The organism is Streptococcus sp. GMD1S (assembly GCF_000296875.1).
Taxonomy (GTDB): domain Bacteria; phylum Bacillota; class Bacilli; order Lactobacillales; family Streptococcaceae; genus Streptococcus.
On record NZ_AJQY01000008.1, the window covers coordinates 1 to 20,311 of the forward strand.

A 20,311-nucleotide genomic window follows, 5' to 3' on the forward strand; every position below is an offset into this window, starting at 1 on the left:
AAGGTTGCACGAGGAAAGAAACTAGCTCCTCCCAGATGATCTGGATGTAGGTGTGATAGAAGAACATAGTTAATTTCTTCTGGTTTGATTCCCTTCGCTTCCAGCAAACGTGAAATCTGGTCCTTCTCCGTCATTTGAACGGGCGTTCCTAGCCGATAGAAACCATAGCGAAGCCGGGTCTTAATATCGTAATGATAGCCTGTGTCATAGAGGAGATAGCCCTTGTCCCTGTGTTTGATAAGAAAAACACCTGCTGGAAAGGTCATCTTTTGATTCTTAACTCCCTTAAATAGCAAACCTGTGTAGCTGGTACAATAGCCTGCTGGGAAATAATCAATGCTTTCGATAATCTTGGACATATTGTTCAATCCCTTCCGAAATACTGATCTGAGGGCGATAACCCAAGTCTCGCTCCGCCTTGCTGATGTCCAGCGTCTGACTATAACGGAGCAGATAATAGGTATAGCGTGTCAGTGGCGGTTCACCTTTGAGTTTTAATACCTTATACAGAAACTCTAAACTACTGGCAATAACTGAAAGAAGAGGAGCTGGCACTTTTCTGTATGTTATTGGATAACCCAACCCTCTCAAGGTTTCTTCTATCAAATCCTTAAAGGCTCTTGGTTCCCCATTGGTAATATTATAAACTTCGCCACTAGCTTGAGGGGCCTCTAGTGCCAAGCGAATTGCCAGAGCGACATTTTCCACACAGGTCATATCCATGAGCTGACGACCATCCCCTATCAAGGGAATGCCAATCTTCTGACTGAGTTTGAGAACTCGGGGCAAAATACTGGTATCCCCAATCCCAAAAAGCCCACGAGGTCGTAAGATAATACTCGGAACATCGGGATAGTCCTTAAACAGCTTCTCCGAAGCCAGCTTACTACGAATGTAGTTGTTCAGATTATTTTCCTGAGGCGCAGCACTTTCTTTGATAGCTAACTGATCTCGAGGCGCAGCATAGATGCTAGGCGAGGACACATAAACCAAACGCAGAATATCAGCCTCTCGGCAAGCATCCAGAACATACTTGGTCCCTAAGACATTTGTCTGGTAGAAATCCTCCCAAGGCCCCCAAACGGTAGAAAGAGCACCCGCATGCACAACCATGTCCATCCCCTGACAAACCCGAGCCAAGTCCTCTTGCTTGGTCAAATCTCCCTGAAAAAATGCCACAGAGGAGTTTTCTAAAGACTGACCCACATTGCGATTGCGTCCAAAAGCGCGTACCTGATAGCCCTGCTGACTAAGCTCTTCAACAACATACTTGCCTAGAAAGCCCGTAGCACCTGTCACCAATACTTTCTTCATTTTTTACTTCTCCTTGTCCCCTAAGAGCCGATGTATTTCGCTCTTCAGAATCTCTGTTGGCTGATAGATTTGAGCTGCACGACTAAGTCTGTTCAAGTCTGGCCAGTCATCTCTAGCCAACAACTCATCAAAGGCACGTCCAATCGCTTCCGTATCCTCTCGTTTAGCAGTCAAGGCAATCCCTGCCTCTAATCCACGAACTGCATAGTCATACTGATCATAGTCATGGGGGAGAATCAAGGCAGGCTTACCATAGATGATACACTGGTAAAAAATACCCGCACCACCATGATGAATCACATAATCCATCTGAGGAATGTACTCCTTATAGGGAAGATAGGATACCACAGAAACATTGTCCATGAGCTCTTCACATTGGAAGTCTTGTCCGCCAAACCCCAGAGTCACAAAGAAGTGGCAATCTGGATGTGCTTCTGCCAATTGTTGTGTCTGATAGAGGAGATTGTCTTTAGCCCATGCTAGCTGAGTGCCACAGGAGACAAGGACCTTCTTATAACCTGCATAAGGAGACAAATCGAGTGGATAATTTTCTGCCCTCTCAATCGAAGAGCCAAAAGGTCCCACCCAAAGGTAGTGCTCTGGAAAACCGCTTTTCAGCTCCAACTCTTTCATCCCAATTCCCAAGATGGAATAGGGTGAATAGATGGTTTCCTGACCTTTCTGATTGTAGAGCCTAAAATCGTAACGTTTCAATCGTTCTCTCAATAAAAAGCTTACGATTCGTTTCCCTAAACGAGTCCCTTTTCTTCCTAGCCATTGCAGACCAGATTGGAAAGATGTTTTTGGACTGCCCATTCCTCCAAAGAAACAAGGCGGTCCATCTGTCGTTTCAATGGCAAACTGTGTCGCCATCGTGGTAATCCAGGGAATGTTCAACTGTTCCGCAACAAGTCCTCCAGAGAGGGTTATAAAGTCCGCAATCACAATATCCGGTCTATTTTCCTGCCACTCTTGCACTAATTGATCTGAAACCACATTGATCAAATCAAGACTAGCTGACAACTGTCGATAAGCAGAAAACAGGTTTAATTGACCTTCATTGTTGGCTACACGCTCAAACTCATCTACACAATTTTCTAAAATGGGAATCACCCGGAATCCCATCTCCTCTGCTACAGTTTTTCGTTGCGGTCCTGTAAATAATCGAATCTCATACAAGGGATCCTTCAACAAGGGGGCAAGTAAATTCAGTGTTGGGAAGAGATGCCCACTCAAGGGAACTACAACCACATCAATTTTGATTTTTCTCATATGTCTAGGATAGCAAATTTTTAAAAAAAGAACTACCAAAATGATAGTTCTTTCCAATATTATTTATATTTTGAGGAACAAGTCCCGTCTACTCTACTTGATTTTTAGAAGAGTTCTTTGTAGAGAGCAATGGTTTCTTCTAAAGTTGGCATAAATGGATTGCCTGGCGCACATGCATCAATCAAAGCATTCTTAGAAAGGTAGTCAAAGTCAAAGTCTTTTTCTTGGATACCGAGTTCAGTGAGTTTCTTCGGAATACCAACAGTTTCAGAAAGTTTCTCAATCTCAGCGATAGCATAGTCAGCGCATTCTTGGTCTGTTTTCCCCTCCACATGGAGTCCCAAAGCCTTGGCTACATTGCGGAATGCTTCTGGTACACGCTTGGCATTTTCACGTTCTACAACTGGGAGAAGCATGGCACAGCAGACACCATGTGGCAAGTTATATACCGCACCGAGTTGGTGAGCCATAGAATGAACATAACCCAAACCAGCATTGTTAAAGCTCATACCACCGAGGAAGATGGCATTGACCATACCCTCACGCGCTTCAATATCTTGGCCATTTGCCACAGCACGAGGAAGATACTCCTTGATGAGTTCAATCGCTCCGATAGAAAGTTTCTTGGTCACATTATAAGCACCTGGTGTTACCAAGGCTTCGACAGCGTGAGTAAGAGCATCCATACCTGTCGCTGCTGTCAATCCTTTCGGCTTTGAAAGCATGAGTTCTGGATCATTGACAGAGATAAGGGCAAGGCTATTCTTATCAACCATTACCATCTTGACCTTGCGCTCTTCGTCAGTAATAACATAGTTAATGGTGATTTCTGCAGAAGTTCCAGCTGTTGTATTGATCGCAACCACTGGCAAGCCTTTTTTAGCAGACTTGTGGAGACCTTCGTAGTCCTGTGGTTTGCCACCATTTGTAGCAATGATAGAGATACAACTAGCCGCATCCTGAGGAGATCCTCCCCCAAGACTGATGATGAAGTCACATCCATGCTCTTTCAGGACAGCCACTCCGTCTGTGACGTTCTTGCAAGTCGGATTTGGCTCCACATCGCTAAAGATTACATATTCGATCCCTTCAGCATCTAACGGTTTTAGGACTTTGGGTAAAATATCACTACCTTCGATGAACTTATCTGTCACCAAAAGGGCCTTCTTATACCCCAGTTCCTTGATATACGGACCTACTTCATTTACAACACCTTTACCAATAAGGTTAACTGCCGGAACGTAAAATGTAGCCATATGCTTTTCCTCCTGCGCCTTTGCGCTATTTGATTATTTACTATAAGTATACGACCTTATAAGAAGTTTTACAAATATTTGTAAGCGTTTTAAGTAAAAAGTTAGTAAAGAACAGCCAGCCACTTTTTCAAGAAAAAAGCTCCAAAAAGATGGATTTCATCTCATTGGAACTTTTACTTAATCATTATTGCTTAGTTAATACCACTCGGTCAGATGTCTCTCGGTCCATATCGTCGATAATCAATTGATTACCATTAACCGTGTAAATTTTGACATCATCACCGATAATGACACGTTGATTTTCTGGTTCAAAGCTGACTTGCTTGATTTCCTTATCTCCATCTGGCTCGACCTCAGTCCATGTACCAGTTTTACCTGTTACAACAAGAGTGATTTGGTCATTCTCATCTTTTCCAGTATAGGTACCATCGATATTCGTAGGTTGAGCTACAGTAGTGTCCTGACTTGAGGACGCCTGTGGTTGACTAGCACTTGTCGCAGCGCTAGAAGATGATTCTTGTTGAGAAGATGATTGCTGAGCAGATTGCTGGGTAGGGGCTTGTGCCTTAGGTCCACAAGCTGCTAAAAGACTAAGAATTGCTAGGGAAGCAATAGAAAGTGTGAATGTTTTCGTTTTCATAGCGATTTCCTTTCTTTTGTGCCAATGTTTTGCTGGAATCGTTTCCAGATATACCTCCTACCTCAAGTATAACAACTTAAGCCTAGAAGGTCAACTAATCCCATCGCTTCCTTGCAAACTCGCTCGGACTTCCGAGATAAAGTAGAGCGAGCCCGTCACGAAAAGCAAGTCCTGATCTTTGGCCTTTTCTTCAAATTCTCTGAAAAACCCGCCATAGGAAGAAATCAAATCGTAACCCGCCACATCCTTTTCATCCAGAGAGCCTTGGTAGTCAAAGCCTGTTACCTTAAGTTCCACCTCAGGCAACTGCTTAGATAGATAGCCTAACATCCCCTGATAATCCTTGCGTTTAAGTGCTCCAAAAAGGATGCGAACCTGGTAACCTTGCTGGATTTTCCCTTGGATAAACTCGACTAGACGAGTCAAGGCTGGCAGATTGTGAGCCCCATCTAGGTAGATTTGTGGACGAATCCGTTCCAATCGACCTGCCCAATGTGTCTCCTTCAAAGCCCGTCTGACAAACTCTTCTTCGACCCTTTCACCTCTTGACGCCATAAACAGAAGAAAAGTTTCTAAAGCCAAGGCGGCATTTTCTTGCTGATAAGCACCTTCTAAACCGATTTCAAGCTGTGAAAAGTTTGCTAGCTTACTTGAAAAATCCCCAGCATTCAAGGTGAAGTCTCGCCCAGCTTGATAAAGTTCGACAGCTAACTCTCTCGCTTTACTTTGACAGACAAGCTCCGCTTCTGGAGTAAGCTTGGCAATGACTGCCTTCTTGCCAGCCTTGAAAATACCAGCTTTCTGCTCGGCTATTTCCTCCAGACTATCGCCCAAGGTCTCCTGATGATCTAGCCCAATCGAAGCAATAACTGCAATCTCTCCTGTTACGACATTAGTGGTATCAAGCAAACCACCAATCCCCACTTCTAGCAGAACCAGATCCACTCCCTGCTCTTTAAAGTAAAGCAAAGCAATCAGAGTCAGTAATTCAAAAAAGGACAACTGGTCATAGGTTTGCAAAAGCGTCTTTTCCATCTCATTGACCTGCTCCGCCAAACGGATAAAATCTGCATCAGCAATCGGTTGCCCATTAATACAGATTCGATCATGGATACTGACGATATGAGGAGAGGTGAAAGTACCAACTTTTTTACCATGAGCAACAAACAACTCCCTCATGAAGGCAATAGTTGACCCTTTACCGTTAGTACCTGTTACGTGGATAATAGGATAAGTCTTCTCAGGATTCCCCAGCAAATCCACAGCTCGCTGCATTCGTCCAAGTCCAGATCTAAAGTTTAAACCAATCCGACTATGCAGCCATTTTTCTACTTCAAACATACATGTCTCCTTAACAAAAGTCCAATCAACTACCGCATCAAAGTATGATTACAAATAAAAAACGAGGTCGGGACTAAAATCCCGACCTCTTACCTGGTTAGCTAATCACTAGCTACTATGAATTTCAACGTGAGCTAAAAACATCCACTGGATGTTCCAACTCTTTCTAGTTTCTAGGAGTTGGGGTGATACAGTCTCCCAGACATACCAGTTCTCTCTTATTTTAAGGAACTGGGCTAAAAACGTTCCCCGGACGTTCCAACTCTCTCCAATTTCTGGGAGTTGGGCTGATACAGTCTCCCAGACTGTATCACTCCTCCATAAAGCTGTTGAAGACTTCTTCAATCATGTTCCATTCGTCTTCTGAGTCTTCTGGAATTGGTTGCAATTCGCCTTCTGTTCCGTCTTCATTTTCGATGAATGAGTAAGCTTGAATTTCAACTTCACCATTTTCATCTTCTTCTGCATTAACTGGCACTAGCAGAACATAGTTTTTACCAAATTCTTCTTTCCCGTCGATGGTCAAAAGAATTTCAAACAAGGTTTCATTTCCTTGCTCATCTACTAGTGTAATCAATTCACGTTCTTCGTGGTCATGGTTGTGATCGTGTGACATAGTTTCTCCTCTGTCTTAAAATTTTCTATCTAAATAATTTTGCAAAATCAGCTGAGCAGCCAACTTATCAATAACTTTCTTGCGTTTGTTACGGCTGATATCTGCTTGTTCAATCAACATACGCTCCGCAGCGACCGTTGTCAAACGCTCATCCTGATAGTCTACTGGCAAACCAAAGAGTTCTTCTAGCTTGGCACCATAGGCTTGACTGGCTTCTACTCGCGGACCACTGGTATTGTTCATGTTCTTTGGCAAACCTACTACAAAGCGTTCTACCTTATAGCTGTCAACCAATTCCTTGATGCGGTCAAAACCAAACTGGCCCTGGTCCTCATTAATCTGGATGATTTCAAGTCCCTGAGCGGTGAAACCGAGCGGATCGCTAATAGCCACCCCTACTGTTTTTGAACCGACGTCCAATCCCATAATTCTCATAGATTATAGATCGACTCCTTGTCCTTTTAGGTAGTAGCGTACCAATTCTTCAACAATTTCATCACGCTCATACTTACGGATTTGATTTCGTGCATTGTTATAACGAGGAACGTAGGCAGGGTCTCCACTCAATACATAACCGACGATCTGGTTAATCGGATTGTAGCCCTTGTCATTCAAAGAAGCATAAACATCTGTCAATGTTTCGCTAATTTCTTTCTTATTGGAATCATCCAATTTAAACCGTACAGTTTCTTCAGTAAATCCCATTCTAACACCCTCTTTCCTTAGAATAGTACTATTATAGCACATTCCCTGACGTTCTACAAATAAGTCAGTCTATTAATTTGGATTTTCTATTGTTCTGTCGCCCCATTTGCCACTCTATCTGCAATATATTGGCTAGGTTCGTTTTTTAAGAGATTTTCAAGGCCGATATTTTTTAAATATTCCAGCTGAGATGCCTTTTTGACATCCAATACTTGAAAATCATAAGTCGTTGTCGTCTGGATTTCTGTCTCGCTGAGTAGCTTGGTTTCCAGTTTGAATCCTGCTAGTTTGCGTGCCTCTTGGATGGTCTCATCCTTTTCTTCCGCTTCTAGAAGCGCTTTTTGCGTCTCCTCTAGGCCATTTTCAGAGATAAAGGTCTTGAGTTCATCCCCGACAGGTCGTTTTTGCTGGATGGTCAAGGTCAAAAACTGATTGCCTTTATAAGTAATGGTCTGAATCTGCTGCGTTCCATTTTCTGACTTCGGCATCAGCAAGGTCTTGGTGACAACCGTATTCTTTTCGGCATTGTCCAAAACGGGAAGGTTGGATTGGAGAGGTTCAGATGCTGTTGTAGAAGCAGCAGGGGTTTCCTTTTTTTGCCCACATCCCGCAAGCAAAAAGAGGAGAGCAAAACTAGCAATTAGTAACTTTTTCATAATTCCTCACATGATTTTAAAACAAAAGAGCAAACAAGGCTAGGAGTCACTCCCAGCCTTGATGTTTTATAGAGCTGCACGTAGACGTGCTTCTGCATTTTCTACATTACGGACAGAGCGTGGCAAGAAGGCACGGATATCATCTTCTTTATAGCCGACTTGTAGGCGCTTCTCATCAACGAGAATCGGACTCTTTAAGATCCGTGGTGTTTCCATGATTAAGTTGAGCACTTCATTGACACTCAAATCCTCGATGTCAACTCCAAGTGCCTTAGCGTAGCGGTTTTTTGACGAAACGATACTGGCAATTCCATTATCTGTTTTCGTGAGAATATCTAATAACTCTTCTCTTGTAATTCCTTCTTTACCGAGATTTTGTTCTTTATAACTTAACTGGTGGGCATTGAGCCAGGTTTTCGCTTTTTTACAGCTAGTACAACTTGAGACTGTATAAATTTTGATCATGTACCTACCCCTTTCGCTACATGTTACTATCAGTTTAGTCTATTATACCATAAAAAACATCCGACTTGCGACCTATTTTTAAAAAAAATTAACTTTTTTCGCGATTTTCGTACTTTTTTCTTGACAAAATCAATTTATAACCAACTTTTAAATTTTTTGATATACAATCGTTTTACAACTGTAACACTTATCATATAGAGAACGATAATCAAAAGCAAAAAGAGGAAATAAATTGGTTCCAAAGGGGTTAAATGAAGCAGGCTAGCAATTGAAGAGTAGGGAAGTAAGGTCACAAAACTAGCTGCTAGCAAGGTTGTTCCAAGAACAAACCATGATGGACGACTTTGTAAGAAAGGAAGTTTTGCTGAACGAAGCATATGGATAACCATGGTTTGGGACCACATGGATTCAATGAACCAACCTGTCTGGAACAAGATGATAAAGCCCGTTGCAGACTCTGCTCCGTGAGCATAAGCTTGACCTGTCGCCATTGGAACAATGACAAAATAGAGCAAGATAAAGGTCAAAATATCAAAGGCAGAAGAAATCGGACCCATCCAAATCATAAAACGAGTAATAGACTTAGCTTCCCACTTATGGGGATGCTTCAAAAAGTCTTCATCTACATTATCAAATGGCAAGGCAATGCAAGAAAGGTCGTAGACGAGGTTTAACACAATCAAGTGAATCGGAGCCATAGGAAGGAAAGGTAAAAAGATACCAGACACTAGCAGAGAGAAAATGTTCCCGAAATTAGAGCTGACCGTCATCTTGATATATTTGGTCATATTAGCGTAGACCTTACGCCCTTCAACCAGCCCTTTTTCAAGCACCATCAAATCCTTATCTAGCAAAATGACATCAGCCGTTTCTTTGGCAATATCTACTGCTGTATCAACAGAAATCCCCACATCAGCCACTTTCATAGAAGGGGCATCATTGATCCCATCTCCCATATAGCCGACACAATGTCCATTCGATTTGATTTGTAAAATGATTCGTGCTTTTTGATCCGGAGAGAGTTTGGCAAAGACAGTCACTTTCTCAACTGCTTGGGCCAATTCTTCGTCCGTCATGGCATCAATATCAGAACCCAACAAGATTTGATCAACGTCTAAACCAACTTTTTCGCAAACTGCTTGGGTTACCTTTTCATTGTCACCCGTCAAGATCTTTGTTTGAACACCGTGTTCTAACAAAGCTTGGATAGCAGGTGCTGCTGATGGTTTTGGTGGATCTAGAAAGGCAAGATATCCTGTTAGAATCATCTCTTTTTCATCTTCAACGGAGTAAGCAAAACCTTCCTTTAAGCCTGTTTTATAAGCGACTCCCAAGACTCGCAATCCCTGTTGATTAAGTTGATCTACTTCTTTTAAGATTTCCGCTCGGATATCATCCGTCAGAGGGCTAATCTGACCTTGATATTCCACATGGGTTGAAATCGCAAGCATTTCCTCTAGAGCACCCTTGGTTACCAAACTAACAACTTCGTTCTCATCCTTGACGATGACACTCATCCGTCTGCGTTCAAAATCAAAGGGTAATTCATCTATTTTTTGGAAGCTAGTATCCAAATTTTGTAGAATAGCGTGTTCTTTAGCTTCTTTTTCAGTTCTACTGATAATGGCACGGTCCATCAAGTTTTTCAAACCGGTTTGAAAATAGGAATTGAGATAGGCACGTCTCAACACAGACAAATCCAAATCTCCATGTATATCCAAAGGATATTCAAGGACAATTTCGTCTTGGGTAAGGGTTCCGGTTTTATCTGTGCATAGGATATCAATAGCACCTAGGTCCTGTATGGCATTGAGTTTTTTGATGACCACTTTTTCCTTGGCCATGATAATAGAACCCTTTGCTAGACTGGCTGTGATGATCATAGGAAGCATCTCAGGTGTCAAACCAACACCAACACTCAGTGCAAATACGCCAGCTTCCAGCCAGTCTCCATCCGTCAAGCCATTGGAGAGAAAGACGATGGGAACCATGACCAGCATCAAACGGATTAAGAGCCAAGAGATACTGTTCATCTCCCGTTCAAAAGAGGTCGGTTCGTCATAGGTATTGAGAGTCTGCTCGATTTCTCCCATCATGGTGTCATCACCGACCGCTAGAATCAAAGCCTTGGCGCTTCCTGATATCACATTGGTTCCCATAAAAGCGAGCGCTTCTGCTTCTAGCAGACTATCAAAATTTGACTGACTCATTTTTGACAAGGCTAGTTTTTCAACCGAGTCACTTTCACCTGTCAAACCAGACTGTTGAACAAAGAAATCACGTGATTCAATCAAAAGGAGGTCTGCTGGTATCATATCCCCAGCACTTAATTTGACTATATCTCCAACGACCAAATCTTCAATTGCAACCTCTAAACTCTGGCCTTCACGAATAACTGTGGCTGTGTTCACAATCATTTTTGATAGATTGGTCGCAGCCTTGTCACTACGCAGTTCTTGGACAAAGCGTATACCACCAGAGATTAGAACGAGAACAACGATGATGATAGAGGTCGTCGGATCTTCTTGTCCAGGCTTCGCCAGCCAGACATTGGTCACCATGGAAATCATAGCGATGACCAGCAGGATGATTGTAAATGGATTGATGATGGATTCGTAAATCTTTTTGAGGATACTGTCTTCTTGACCCTTGGTGATGGTATTTTCGCCATATAGGTCACGATTTTTCTCCACCTGCTCCTCAGTCAAGCCTGTTAGACTTGTCTTATAAAAAGATAGAGTTTCGTTTAAGGGTGTGTGAATAGCTGTTGCTAATCTTTCTTTTGTAGTTTTCATTGGTTTCTCCTATCTGTATGAATGATGTGTTTCATACACAGAGACTAATCACTTTATAAGGGCAGAACGACACAAATCAGCGATTGGCTGTGTATGTGCGGTTCTGGATGATCGTCAATTTGCATCGTTTTTCTCCTTTCTTTTTCTTAAAACAGTAGAAAATCCCACCATAAAATGGCAGGATTAAAAAACTAATTATCTGTTTTTTCGTTCAAGCTTTAACTCCATAGGGCGATGTAATGAGCTTAGTCTTGGCCTTCGCGACCAGGACTGTTGACCAACGAGTAGTGTCTCCACTGCTTTGCGGTAGTCATCCGTATCCCTATGGTAGCCTCACCTACCGTTTTCGTCTATCAGTATAAACCTTTAAAATATAAAAGTCAATGATTTATCTTAATTTTCTTAAATAACAATTAATTCCTTCGGCGCTAGAGTCAACAATTCGCAACCGTTATCTGTAATTAAGATATCATCTTCAATACGAACGCCATATTTACCTTCAATATAAATACCCGGTTCATCAGTCAAGACCATACCAGATTTAATGACTTCTTTGGAAGTTTGGCTAAAGTAGGGTTCTTCGTGGATATCCAGTCCGATACCGTGTCCAATACCGTGGGTAAAGTAGTCGCCATAGCCTGCCTCGATGATAATATCACGAGGGATTTTGTCAAAGTCACGGAAACCTAAGCCAGCCTTAGCTTGGTCAATCAGAGCTTGGTTGGCTTTCAGAACCGTATTGTAAATCTCTGCTTGCTCGTCGCTGACATGTCCTAGATAGATGGTCCGTGTCATATCACTGACGTAGTGGTCGTAGAGACAGCCGAAGTCCATGGTGATTGCTTCGCCTAGTTCTACTGGCTTGTGCATTGGGTGGGCGTGAGGTTTAGAAGAGTTGATTCCACTTGCTAGAATGGTATCAAAAGACAAGCCAGATGCTCCCAACTCACGCATACGGAAGTCAAGGAAGTTGGCAATTTCGATCTCAGTTTTTCCTGGTTTGATAAAGTCAAGCGCATCACGAAAAGCTTGGTCTGAGATAGAACATGCCTTGCGAATAGTCGCAATCTCTTTCTCATCTTTAATCATACGAAGTGCTTCAACAAACTGAGTCTGTGGAAGCAAGTCCAAACCTGCAAAAGCTGCCTGCATACGGTGGTAATAAGAAACCGAAATCTCGTCCTCAAAACCAACGCGAGACAAGCCCATATCCTTAACAATGCCTGCAATAACAGCCAATTCATCGCGGTCAGCCACAATCTCAAAACCTGTCACTTCTTGCTTAGCAGCAATGATATAGCGAGAGTCTGTCACCAAAACCTGACGGTCACGGCTGATAAAGACTGTTCCATTTGAGCCCCAAAAGCCGGTCAGGTAATAGACGTTTTTAAGGTTGTTGATGATGATACCATCTAGTTCTTTTTCTTGCATTTTAGCTAGAAATGCTTGCACACGTTTATTCATGATGTAACTTTCCTTTCAAATAGTGTCCTGTGTAGCTGGCTTCATTGGCTGCTACTTCTTCTGGAGTTCCTGTTGCGATGATGGTTCCGCCACCGACACCGCCCTCAGGTCCCAAATCGATGATATGGTCTGCCGTCTTGATGACATCCAGATTGTGCTCAATGACGAGAACAGTATTGCCATCGTCGACAAAGCGAGCTAAAACCTTGAGCAAGCGAGCGATATCCTCGGTATGAAGCCCTGTCGTCGGCTCATCCAGAATGTAGAAGGATTTTCCTGTCGAGCGTTTGTGGAGCTCACTAGCTAACTTCATACGCTGGGCTTCTCCACCTGAAAGGGTGGTAGCTGGTTGTCCTAACGTTACATAGCCCAGCCCCACATCCTTGATGGTCTGAAGTTTGCGTTGAATCTTGGGAATGTGTTGGAAAAATTCCACCGCATCGTTGACGGTCATGTCCAAAACCTGCGAGATATTTTTTTCCTTGTAGTGAACTTCGAGGGTTTCACTGTTGTAGCGAGTCCCATGGCAAACTTCACAAGCAACATAAACATCTGGCAAGAAGTGCATCTCAATCTTGATAATCCCGTCACCTGAGCAGGCTTCGCAACGACCGCCCTTGATGTTGAAACTGAAACGGCCCTTCTTGTAGCCTCGAATCTTAGCTTCGTTTGTCTGGGCAAAAAGGTCACGTATATCGTCAAAAACTCCCGTATAGGTAGCCGGGTTAGACCTTGGCGTTCGCCCGATTGGACTCTGGTCAATATCAATCAAGCGGTCTACATGCTCAATCCCTGTAATCGTCTTAAATTTACCAGGCTTGTCTGAATTGCGATTGAGCTTCTGCGCAATGGCTTTTTTGAGGATGCTGTTGATTAAGGTCGATTTCCCTGAACCTGACACACCTGTCACCGCGATGAATTTTCCTAATGGGAAGCGAGCAGTGATATTTTGCAAGTTGTTCTCACGCGCACCTGTCACTTCGATAAAGCGACCATTTCCGGCACGGCGCTCTTCTGGTACTGGAATGGCACGTTTACCTGACAAGTACTGGCCTGTAATAGACTTACTATTACGGGCCACCTGCTTGGGTGTTCCTGCAGCAACAATCTCGCCACCAAAAACACCGGCACCTGGACCAACGTCAATCAGATAATCCGCCTCGCGCATGGTATCTTCGTCGTGTTCCACCACGATGAGAGTATTGCCCAAGTCACGCATCTTTTTCAGACTAGCAATCAGGCGGTCATTATCCCTCTGGTGAAGACCAATCGACGGCTCATCCAGGATATAAAGGACACCTGATAAATTGGACCCAATCTGGGTTGCCAAGCGAATACGCTGACTCTCTCCACCTGATAGGGTTCCTGCCGAACGTGACAGGGTCAGATAGTTAAGACCTACGTTATTGAGGAAGGTCAATCGATCCTTGATTTCCTTGAGAATGGGACGGGCGATAATCGCTTCATTTTCAGACAAGGTCAGCTGGCTCACCAACTCCAAGTGGTCTGCGATAGACAGATCTGAGATTTCACCAATATGTGGTCCTTGCTCACCACCCACACGGACAGACAAGGCCTGATCGTTGAGACGATAGCCATGACAGGTTCCACAAGTCAGCTCATTCATGTAGAGTCGCATCTGGGTACGGGTGTAGTCACTGTTAGTCTCATGGTAACGACGCTTGATATTATTGACAACTCCCTCAAAAGGAATGTCAATATCGCGCACACCGCCAAATTCATTTTCATAGTGGAAATGGAATTCCTTGCCATCAGACCCGTAAAGAATCAAGTTTTTATCTTCTTCTGACAAGTCCTCAAAAGGCTTATCCATATCCACTCCAAAGGCTGTCATGGCCTGCTCTAGCATGTTTGGATAGTAGTTGGATGAGATAGGATTCCAAGGTGCCAAGGCTCCCTCACGCAAAGTTTTGCTGGTATCAGGAACCACCAAGTCAACATCCACCTCCAGCTTGATGCCCAAACCGTCACACTCACTGCATGAGCCAAAAGGAGCATTAAAGGAGAAGAGACGTGGCTCTAACTCTGGAACAGTAAAACCACAAACTGGACAGGCATAGTGCTCAGAAAAGAGCAACTCAGAATCGTCCATAGTGTCGATAATGACATAACCTTCTGCGATACGAAGGGCAGCCTCTATGGAGTCAAAGAGACGGCTACGAATGCCCTCCTTGATAACAATACGGTCAACCACAACATCGATATTGTGTTGCTTGCTCTTGGACAACTCTGGCACTTCGGTCACATCATAGACTTCCCCATCCACACGGACACGGACATAGCCATCTTTCTGAACCTTTTCAATGACACTCTTGTGTTGCCCTTTTTTCTTACGAATGACCGGAGCTAAAATTTGCAGACGTTGGCGTTCTGGTAATTCCAAAACCTTATCCACGATTTGCTCTACAGAAGAAGCCTTGATAGCCCCGTGTCCGTTGATACAGTAAGGCGTCCCCACACGTGCGTAGAGGAGACGCAGATAGTCATTGATTTCAGTCGTTGTTCCAACGGTCGAACGAGGGTTTTTACTAGTCGTTTTCTGGTCGATGGAAATAGCTGGGCTGAGACCATCAATGGCATCTACATCTGGTTTTTCCATGTTGCCCAAAAACTGGCGAGCATAGGCTGATAGACTCTCTACATAGCGACGTTGGCCCTCAGCATAGAGGGTATCAAAGGCCAGACTGGATTTCCCAGACCCTGACAAACCAGTCACAACAACCAGCTTGTCTCGCGGAATCTCCACATCAATATTTTTTAAGTTATGGGCACGTGCCCCATGAATCACAATTTTATCTTGCATCTTTGTTCTTTCTAGTCCATTATTGCTTTCCATTATACCAAAAAATGTGAAATTCTATTACCCAAAAAGCTGTTTTTATAGTATAATAGTACGGTGCAAAAAATGAATCACTGAATAGTAGGAAAGGATAGGGGATATGAAACAAGTTTTTCTCTCAACAACAACGGAATTTAAAGAGATCGACACGCTTGAACCAGGTACTTGGATCAACCTCGTCAATCCTACACAAAATGAATCGTTGGAAATCGCTAACGCCTTCGACATTGACATTGCCGACCTTCGAGCACCGCTCGATGCGGAAGAAATGTCCCGTATTACCATCGAAGATGAGTACACTTTGATCATCGTGGACGTTCCCATCACAGAGGAAAGAAACAATCGTACCTACTACGTTACGATTCCGCTGGGGATTATCATCACAGAGGAAACCATTATCACCACCTGCTTGGAACCCCTCCCCGTTCTCGATGTCTTTATCAACCGTAGACTGCGCAACTTTTACACCTTCATGCGTTCACGCTTTATCTTCCAGATTCTCTATCGCAACGCCGAACTTTACCTTACGGCCCTTCGTTCGATTGACCGTAAGAGTGAACAAATCGAAAGTCAACTTCACAAATCCACTCGAAACGAAGAGCTGATTGAGCTCATGGAATTGGAAAAGACCATCGTCTATTTCAAGGCCTCACTGAAGACGAACGAGCGCGTGATTAAGAAATTGACTAGCGCAACTAGCAATATCAAGAAATACCTAGAAGACGAAGACCTACTCGAAGACACTCTGATTGAAACCCAACAGGCCATCGAGATGGCAGATATCTATGGAAATGTCCTTCACTCTATGACAGAGACCTTTGCCTCTATCATTTCCAACAACCAGAACAACATCATGAAGACCCTGGCTCTCGTGACCATCGTTATGTCTGTCCCAACCATGATCTTCTCAGCCTACGGGATGAACTTTAAGGATAATGAAATCCCTCTAAACGGTGAGCCTCATGCCTTCTGGTTAATCGTCTTTATCGCCTTTGCTATGAGTGTTTCGCTCACTCTCTATCTCATCCATAAAAAATGGTTCTAAGAGGAATCCCTATGTCTCAGATTGATTTACAAAAATTAACTAAGAAAAACCAAGAGTTTATCCACATCGCTACCCAACAATTTATTAAAGATGGTAAAACAGACGCTGAAATCAAGGCTGTCTTTGAGGAAGTCATTCCTAAAATCCTTGAAGAGCAAGCCAAGGGGACGACTGCACGTTCCCTCTACGGGGCTCCAACCCACTGGGCTCATAGCTTCACTGTCAAGGAGCAATACGAAAAAGAGCATCCAAAAGAAAATGACGATCCAAAACTCATGATTATGGACTCAGCCCTTTTTATCACCAGTCTCTTTGCATTGGTTAGCGCTCTGACTACCTTCTTCTCTACAGATCAGGCTATTGGCTATGGCTTGATTACCCTCTTGTTGGTTGGACTTGTAGGAGGACTTGCCTTCTACTTGATGTACTACTTTGTCTACCAGTACTATGGACCAGACACAGATCGTAGCCAGCGCCCTCCTTTCTGGAAATCAATCCTCGTCATCCTCGCTGCTATGCTTCTTTGGTTGGTTGTCTTCTTTGCAACAAGCTTCCTACCAGCCAACCTCAATCCAGTCCTTGCTCCATTGCCTTTGGCTGTCCTAGGAGCAGCCCTTCTCGCCCTTCGCTTCTATCTCAAGAAACGTTTCAATATCCGAAGCGCAAGCGCAGGCCCATCACGTTATTAAGAGAAGTGAAAAGCTATGGCATATAGTCAATCTTTAGCTCAGCAGATTCGAAAAATTCTAGCACTCAAACTTCCTCCCCAAATTTTCGAAGAAGAGCTAGAAGAAAAGAAACTGTTTGGTGGCCTTGCCTTTATGATTCGTGGGAAAATGGTCCTTACAGTCAGTTCCAGAAAGGACGAACTGGTTATGGTCAGAATTGGCAAAGAAATAGAAAAGCAAGTTCTACCCCGAACAGGAGCTCATACTACATTGATGAGAGGGCGACCTTATCATGGCTATATAGACCTAGATATTGAAGGTCAAAAAGAACTTCCTTACTGGATTGATTTAGCCCTCTCCTATAATCAAGAGTTAACCAAGTAACTCATATCTAGTGAGATTACAGATTAGTAAAACGATAAGCAACTGCACTAGCGGTTGCTTTTTTCTTGCTTTCTTGATATCCAATAGAACTTCTACCCCCAATCCCTATAGTTTTCTCCCATCTTTTATGATAAAATAGGCTCAATCAATTTCTAGGAGGATGAGATATGGTTTCTACTATTGGTATCGTGAGTTTGTCTAGTGGTGTTATCGGAGAGGATTTTGTCAAACACGAAGTCGATTTGGGTATTCAACGTCTCAAGGATTTGGGACTCAATCCTGTCTTTCTGCCCCATTCGCTAAAAGGGTTAGACTTTATCAAGGACCATCCGGAGGCACGTGCAGAGGATTTGATGCAGGCCTTTTCTGATGATAGCATCGACATGATCCTATGCGCCATCGGTGGGGATGATACCTATCGCTTGCTACCCTACCTTTTTGAAAACGACCAGCTCCAAAAGGTTATCCAACAAAAGATTTTTCTTGGCTTCTCGGATACAACCATGAACCACCTTATGTTGCACAAACTAGGGATCAAGACTTTTTATGGGCAATCCTTTCTAGCAGACATTTGTGAATTGGACAAGGAGATGTTGCCCTATAGTCTCCACTACTTTAAAGAATTGATCGAGACGGGAAGAATCTCAGAAATCCGCCCTAGCGACCTTTGGTATGAGGAACGGACTGATTTTAGTCCCAAGGCTCTGGGAACAGCTCGTATCAGTCATGTAAATACAGGCTTTGATTTGTTGCAAGGAAATGCTCAGTTTGAGGGAGAAATTCTCGGTGGTTGCCTTGAGTCCCTCTATGATATCTTTGACAATTCTCGATACGCAGACAGCACGGACCTCTGCCAAGAGTACCGACTCTTCCCTGACTTATGTGACTGGGAAGGAAAGATTCTCTTGCTAGAAACAAGCGAAGAAAAGCCTGAACCTGATGATTTCAAAAAAATGTTGCGGACTTTAAAGGACACGGGGATATTTGGGGTTATCAGTGGACTCTTGGTCGGAAAGCCAATGGATGAAACCTTCTATGACGACTATAAGGAAGCACTATTGGATATCATTGATAACAATATCCCGATTGTCTATAATCTGAATGTCGGTCACGCAACTCCAAGAGCCATTGTGCCCTTTGGCGTTCACGCTTATGTGGATACACAGAAGCAAGTCATTCGCTTTGACTATAACAAAAAATAAACAATTTCTCCATTTTTGTGCTTTGGTATTGATTTTCGTTACAATTTGTGTCTGAATTTATTGCATTTTGCTTATTTCTATGATATCTTTTTAAAGGAGGTGTATATGACTAAACAAAAAATAAATCAAATTGTCGGTTCAATCGGGGCCTTTATCGGGATTATTGTATTTATCGCCTACATCCCACAAATTTTTGCCAATTTACAAGGCAACAAGGCTCAACCATTTCAGCCTTTATCCGCAGCAGTATCTTGTTTAATTTGGGTTATTTACGGATGGACAAAAGAACCTAAGAAGGATTGGATACTAATTATTCCAAACTCAGCCGGCGTTGTCTTAGGTGGACTGACATTTCTCACTGCACTATAAAAATTACTAGCATATAATCAAAAAGCTGAGAAACTCATCTCAGCTTTTTCTATATTCTCAGATAATTAGACGCCTGCACTCACTTATTTCCGCTTTTCCACTCACAATCATTTTCGTGGTCGTCAATCAGACCTGCCGCTTGTAGAAAAGCTAAAACTGCGACTGGACCTGTGAACTTGAAGCCTCGTTTTTTGAGATCTTGAGATAACTTTTCAGACAAGGCTGTTTTAGCAGGTGCTAGGTGATAGTCAGGAACATCATTCACGATCGTTTTTCCCTCAACAAAGGACCAGAGATAAGCGTCAAAAGAGCCAAAGGTTTTCTGGACTTGTAAAAATGCTTGGGCGTTGGCACGCGTCGCAAAAATCTTGGCTCGATTTCGAATGATGGTTGGATTCTCTAACATGGCTTCCAACTCCCCATCTGTCATTTCCGCGACCTCTTGAATTTGATAGCCATGAAATGCTTCTCGGAAAGCCTGGCGTTTGTTGAGTACCGTTTCCCAAGACAGACCAGCCTGATAAGTCTCCATACAGAGCAGTTCAAAAAGAGCGCGGTCATCATGAAGGGGTTGCCCCCACTCCTCATCATGATAGGCTACATATAAGGGATTATTCATTTTTACCCAACCACAGCGTTTTGGCATATTATACTCCTATTTGACCAACATCTTAAGGGCCGACTTGATATAGTTCTCTGCTGTATCCGTCGTTCCTTCAAAGAATTTCTTGATTTTCTTAAGTTCAGTCGCCTTGTAGCCCAGTGCCAGCATGGCTTCCATAGCTTCTTCCAGTTCTTGGTTTTCAGCGCTGGTTTGCACTGCGACCTTGGAAGGAAGGTCATCACTAGCCACGACTACCTTGCCTTCCAAGTCCAGCACCATCTGCTGGGCTGTTTTCTTGCCAATTTTAGGGAACTTGGTCAAGTAGGTGATGTTCTTAGTCTCGATCGCTTGAACCAAGCCAGCATTGTCATCAGCTGCGATGATAGCAAGAGCTGACACAGGACCAATCCCTGAGACCGAGATCAGACTGAGAAAGAGCTTTTTCTCATCTTCTGAGCGAAAACCGTAGAGCAGATGGGCATCCTCACGAACAACTTGGTGCACATAAATCTGAGTTTCTTGATTGACCTGACCTGAGTAGGCATAGGGATTGGCTACATGCAAGATATAACCGATACCATTTGCCTCAAGGATGATATATTTAGCAGTGATTTTGGTAATGATTCCTTTTAGATATTCGTACATAATTTTCACT

General features: G+C 43.3%; 21 protein-coding genes and 1 riboswitch. Of the genes, 5 read left to right on the plus strand and 16 right to left on the minus strand.

The genetic code is table 11. The features are described 5' to 3' along the window. The 14 genes from GMD1S_RS02160 to uvrA form a co-directional block, all read right to left on the minus strand. Positions 1–359, minus strand: a 359-nt coding sequence (locus tag GMD1S_RS02160) for an MBL fold metallo-hydrolase (protein ID WP_000034632.1), incomplete at its 3' end; no start/stop codon positions are given. Then, positions 334–1,314, minus strand: a complete 981-nt coding sequence (locus GMD1S_RS02165; protein WP_000757307.1) for an NAD-dependent epimerase/dehydratase family protein — start codon at positions 1,312–1,314, stop codon at positions 334–336. The genes GMD1S_RS02160 and GMD1S_RS02165, both read right to left, overlap by 26 nt. A 3-nt stretch (positions 1,315–1,317) precedes the next feature. Then, positions 1,318–2,586 carry a glycosyltransferase gene (locus tag GMD1S_RS02170; protein ID WP_001226466.1) on the minus strand — a complete coding sequence of 423 codons (1,269 nt, stop codon included), beginning with the start codon at positions 2,584–2,586 and terminating at the stop codon, positions 1,318–1,320. Positions 2,587–2,690: 104 nt separating this feature from the next. After that, a complete protein-coding gene (locus tag GMD1S_RS02175) occupies positions 2,691–3,842 on the minus strand; it encodes an iron-containing alcohol dehydrogenase (protein WP_000190390.1) in 1,152 nt (383 codons plus the stop codon). A 184-nt stretch (positions 3,843–4,026) separates the two neighbouring features. Beyond that, positions 4,027–4,482, minus strand: coding sequence for an SP_0198 family lipoprotein (locus GMD1S_RS02180; protein ID WP_000853130.1), 456 nt, complete (start codon positions 4,480–4,482; stop codon positions 4,027–4,029). A 90-nt stretch (positions 4,483–4,572) separates the two neighbouring features. Then, positions 4,573–5,823, minus strand: coding sequence for a bifunctional folylpolyglutamate synthase/dihydrofolate synthase (locus GMD1S_RS02185; protein WP_000464359.1), 1,251 nt, complete (start codon positions 5,821–5,823; stop codon positions 4,573–4,575). A 310-nt stretch (positions 5,824–6,133) separates the two neighbouring features. Next, entirely contained in the window at positions 6,134–6,439 is a 306-nt protein-coding gene (locus tag GMD1S_RS02190) for a DUF1292 domain-containing protein (protein WP_000017624.1), read from the minus strand. 15 nt (positions 6,440–6,454) lie between these two features. Next, on the minus strand, positions 6,455–6,874 hold the full coding sequence (gene ruvX / locus GMD1S_RS02195) for a Holliday junction resolvase RuvX (RefSeq protein ID WP_002876031.1): 420 nt from the start codon (positions 6,872–6,874) through the stop codon (positions 6,455–6,457). Between the two features lie 3 nt (positions 6,875–6,877). Beyond that, a complete protein-coding gene (locus GMD1S_RS02200; protein WP_000507059.1) occupies positions 6,878–7,144 on the minus strand; it encodes an IreB family regulatory phosphoprotein in 267 nt (88 codons plus the stop codon). Positions 7,145–7,230: 86 nt separating this feature from the next. Continuing rightward, positions 7,231–7,800, minus strand: coding sequence for an SP0191 family lipoprotein (locus GMD1S_RS02205; protein ID WP_000734687.1), 570 nt, complete (start codon positions 7,798–7,800; stop codon positions 7,231–7,233). 66 nt (positions 7,801–7,866) lie between these two features. Further along, positions 7,867–8,265, minus strand: a complete 399-nt coding sequence (spx, locus tag GMD1S_RS02210) for a transcriptional regulator Spx (protein ID WP_000591165.1) — start codon at positions 8,263–8,265, stop codon at positions 7,867–7,869. A gap of 134 nt (positions 8,266–8,399) precedes the next feature. Then, a complete protein-coding gene (gene mgtA / locus GMD1S_RS02215; protein ID WP_000858853.1) occupies positions 8,400–11,060 on the minus strand; it encodes a magnesium-translocating P-type ATPase in 2,661 nt (886 codons plus the stop codon). A 195-nt stretch (positions 11,061–11,255) separates the two neighbouring features. Next, positions 11,256–11,407: riboswitch (M-box (ykoK) riboswitch) on the minus strand. 55 nt (positions 11,408–11,462) lie between these two features. After that, positions 11,463–12,524, minus strand: coding sequence for a M24 family metallopeptidase (locus GMD1S_RS02220; protein ID WP_001042876.1), 1,062 nt, complete (start codon positions 12,522–12,524; stop codon positions 11,463–11,465). Further along, positions 12,517–15,348: an excinuclease ABC subunit UvrA gene (gene uvrA / locus GMD1S_RS02225; RefSeq protein WP_001152875.1), complete on the minus strand. Its 2,832-nt coding sequence runs from the start codon at positions 15,346–15,348 to the stop codon at positions 12,517–12,519. Before uvrA ends, GMD1S_RS02220 begins: the two co-directional genes overlap by 8 nt. 136 nt (positions 15,349–15,484) lie before the next feature. Between uvrA and GMD1S_RS02230 the strand changes: the two genes are divergently transcribed. The 5 genes from GMD1S_RS02230 to GMD1S_RS02250 all read left to right on the plus strand — a co-directional run bounded on the left by GMD1S_RS02230 (position 15,485) and on the right by GMD1S_RS02250 (position 19,052). Beyond that, positions 15,485–16,429 (plus strand): magnesium transporter CorA family protein, encoded by a 945-nt coding sequence (locus GMD1S_RS02230; protein WP_000815617.1) that lies wholly within the window; start codon positions 15,485–15,487, stop codon positions 16,427–16,429. Between the two features lie 11 nt (positions 16,430–16,440). Next, positions 16,441–17,118 carry a DUF1129 domain-containing protein gene (locus GMD1S_RS02235; protein WP_000077993.1) on the plus strand — a complete coding sequence of 226 codons (678 nt, stop codon included), beginning with the start codon at positions 16,441–16,443 and terminating at the stop codon, positions 17,116–17,118. 15 nt (positions 17,119–17,133) lie between these two features. Then, positions 17,134–17,481, plus strand: coding sequence for a TfoX/Sxy family protein (locus tag GMD1S_RS02240; protein ID WP_000331822.1), 348 nt, complete (start codon positions 17,134–17,136; stop codon positions 17,479–17,481). A gap of 167 nt (positions 17,482–17,648) precedes the next feature. Next, positions 17,649–18,683 carry a S66 family peptidase gene (locus GMD1S_RS02245; protein ID WP_000255130.1) on the plus strand — a complete coding sequence of 345 codons (1,035 nt, stop codon included), beginning with the start codon at positions 17,649–17,651 and terminating at the stop codon, positions 18,681–18,683. A gap of 105 nt (positions 18,684–18,788) precedes the next feature. Next, positions 18,789–19,052, plus strand: coding sequence for a SemiSWEET family transporter (locus tag GMD1S_RS02250; protein ID WP_000166112.1), 264 nt, complete (start codon positions 18,789–18,791; stop codon positions 19,050–19,052). Positions 19,053–19,131: 79 nt separating this feature from the next. Here the strand turns inward: GMD1S_RS02250 and GMD1S_RS02255 are convergent, their stop codons facing one another. Beyond that, a complete protein-coding gene (locus tag GMD1S_RS02255) occupies positions 19,132–19,698 on the minus strand; it encodes a DNA-3-methyladenine glycosylase I (protein WP_001126063.1) in 567 nt (188 codons plus the stop codon). A gap of 9 nt (positions 19,699–19,707) precedes the next feature. After that, positions 19,708–20,301 (minus strand): Holliday junction branch migration protein RuvA, encoded by a 594-nt coding sequence (ruvA, locus tag GMD1S_RS02260; RefSeq protein ID WP_000273401.1) that lies wholly within the window; start codon positions 20,299–20,301, stop codon positions 19,708–19,710. Positions 20,302–20,311 lie beyond the last annotated feature (10 nt).

Coding starts and splice junctions, on each gene's coding strand:
- GMD1S_RS02205 (WP_000734687.1), bottom strand. CDS start 7,800: ATGAAAAAGTTACTAATTGCTAGTTTTGCTCTCCTCTTTTTGCTTGCG.
- GMD1S_RS02245 (WP_000255130.1), top strand. CDS start 17,649: ATGGTTTCTACTATTGGTATCGTGAGTTTGTCTAGTGGTGTTATCGGA.
- GMD1S_RS02220 (WP_001042876.1), bottom strand. CDS start 12,524: ATGAATAAACGTGTGCAAGCATTTCTAGCTAAAATGCAAGAAAAAGAA.
- GMD1S_RS02255 (WP_001126063.1), bottom strand. CDS start 19,698: ATGCCAAAACGCTGTGGTTGGGTAAAAATGAATAATCCCTTATATGTA.
- spx (WP_000591165.1), bottom strand. CDS start 8,265: ATGATCAAAATTTATACAGTCTCAAGTTGTACTAGCTGTAAAAAAGCG.
- GMD1S_RS02230 (WP_000815617.1), top strand. CDS start 15,485: ATGAAACAAGTTTTTCTCTCAACAACAACGGAATTTAAAGAGATCGAC.
- GMD1S_RS02190 (WP_000017624.1), bottom strand. CDS start 6,439: ATGTCACACGATCACAACCATGACCACGAAGAACGTGAATTGATTACA.
- GMD1S_RS02235 (WP_000077993.1), top strand. CDS start 16,441: ATGTCTCAGATTGATTTACAAAAATTAACTAAGAAAAACCAAGAGTTT.
- GMD1S_RS02185 (WP_000464359.1), bottom strand. CDS start 5,823: ATGTTTGAAGTAGAAAAATGGCTGCATAGTCGGATTGGTTTAAACTTT.
- GMD1S_RS02180 (WP_000853130.1), bottom strand. CDS start 4,482: ATGAAAACGAAAACATTCACACTTTCTATTGCTTCCCTAGCAATTCTT.
- GMD1S_RS02200 (WP_000507059.1), bottom strand. CDS start 7,144: ATGGGATTTACTGAAGAAACTGTACGGTTTAAATTGGATGATTCCAAT.
- ruvA (WP_000273401.1), bottom strand. CDS start 20,301: ATGTACGAATATCTAAAAGGAATCATTACCAAAATCACTGCTAAATAT.
- GMD1S_RS02240 (WP_000331822.1), top strand. CDS start 17,134: ATGGCATATAGTCAATCTTTAGCTCAGCAGATTCGAAAAATTCTAGCA.
- GMD1S_RS02250 (WP_000166112.1), top strand. CDS start 18,789: ATGACTAAACAAAAAATAAATCAAATTGTCGGTTCAATCGGGGCCTTT.
- GMD1S_RS02170 (WP_001226466.1), bottom strand. CDS start 2,586: ATGAGAAAAATCAAAATTGATGTGGTTGTAGTTCCCTTGAGTGGGCAT.
- mgtA (WP_000858853.1), bottom strand. CDS start 11,060: ATGAAAACTACAAAAGAAAGATTAGCAACAGCTATTCACACACCCTTA.
- ruvX (WP_002876031.1), bottom strand. CDS start 6,874: ATGAGAATTATGGGATTGGACGTCGGTTCAAAAACAGTAGGGGTGGCT.
- GMD1S_RS02165 (WP_000757307.1), bottom strand. CDS start 1,314: ATGAAGAAAGTATTGGTGACAGGTGCTACGGGCTTTCTAGGCAAGTAT.
- uvrA (WP_001152875.1), bottom strand. CDS start 15,348: ATGCAAGATAAAATTGTGATTCATGGGGCACGTGCCCATAACTTAAAA.
- GMD1S_RS02175 (WP_000190390.1), bottom strand. CDS start 3,842: ATGGCTACATTTTACGTTCCGGCAGTTAACCTTATTGGTAAAGGTGTT.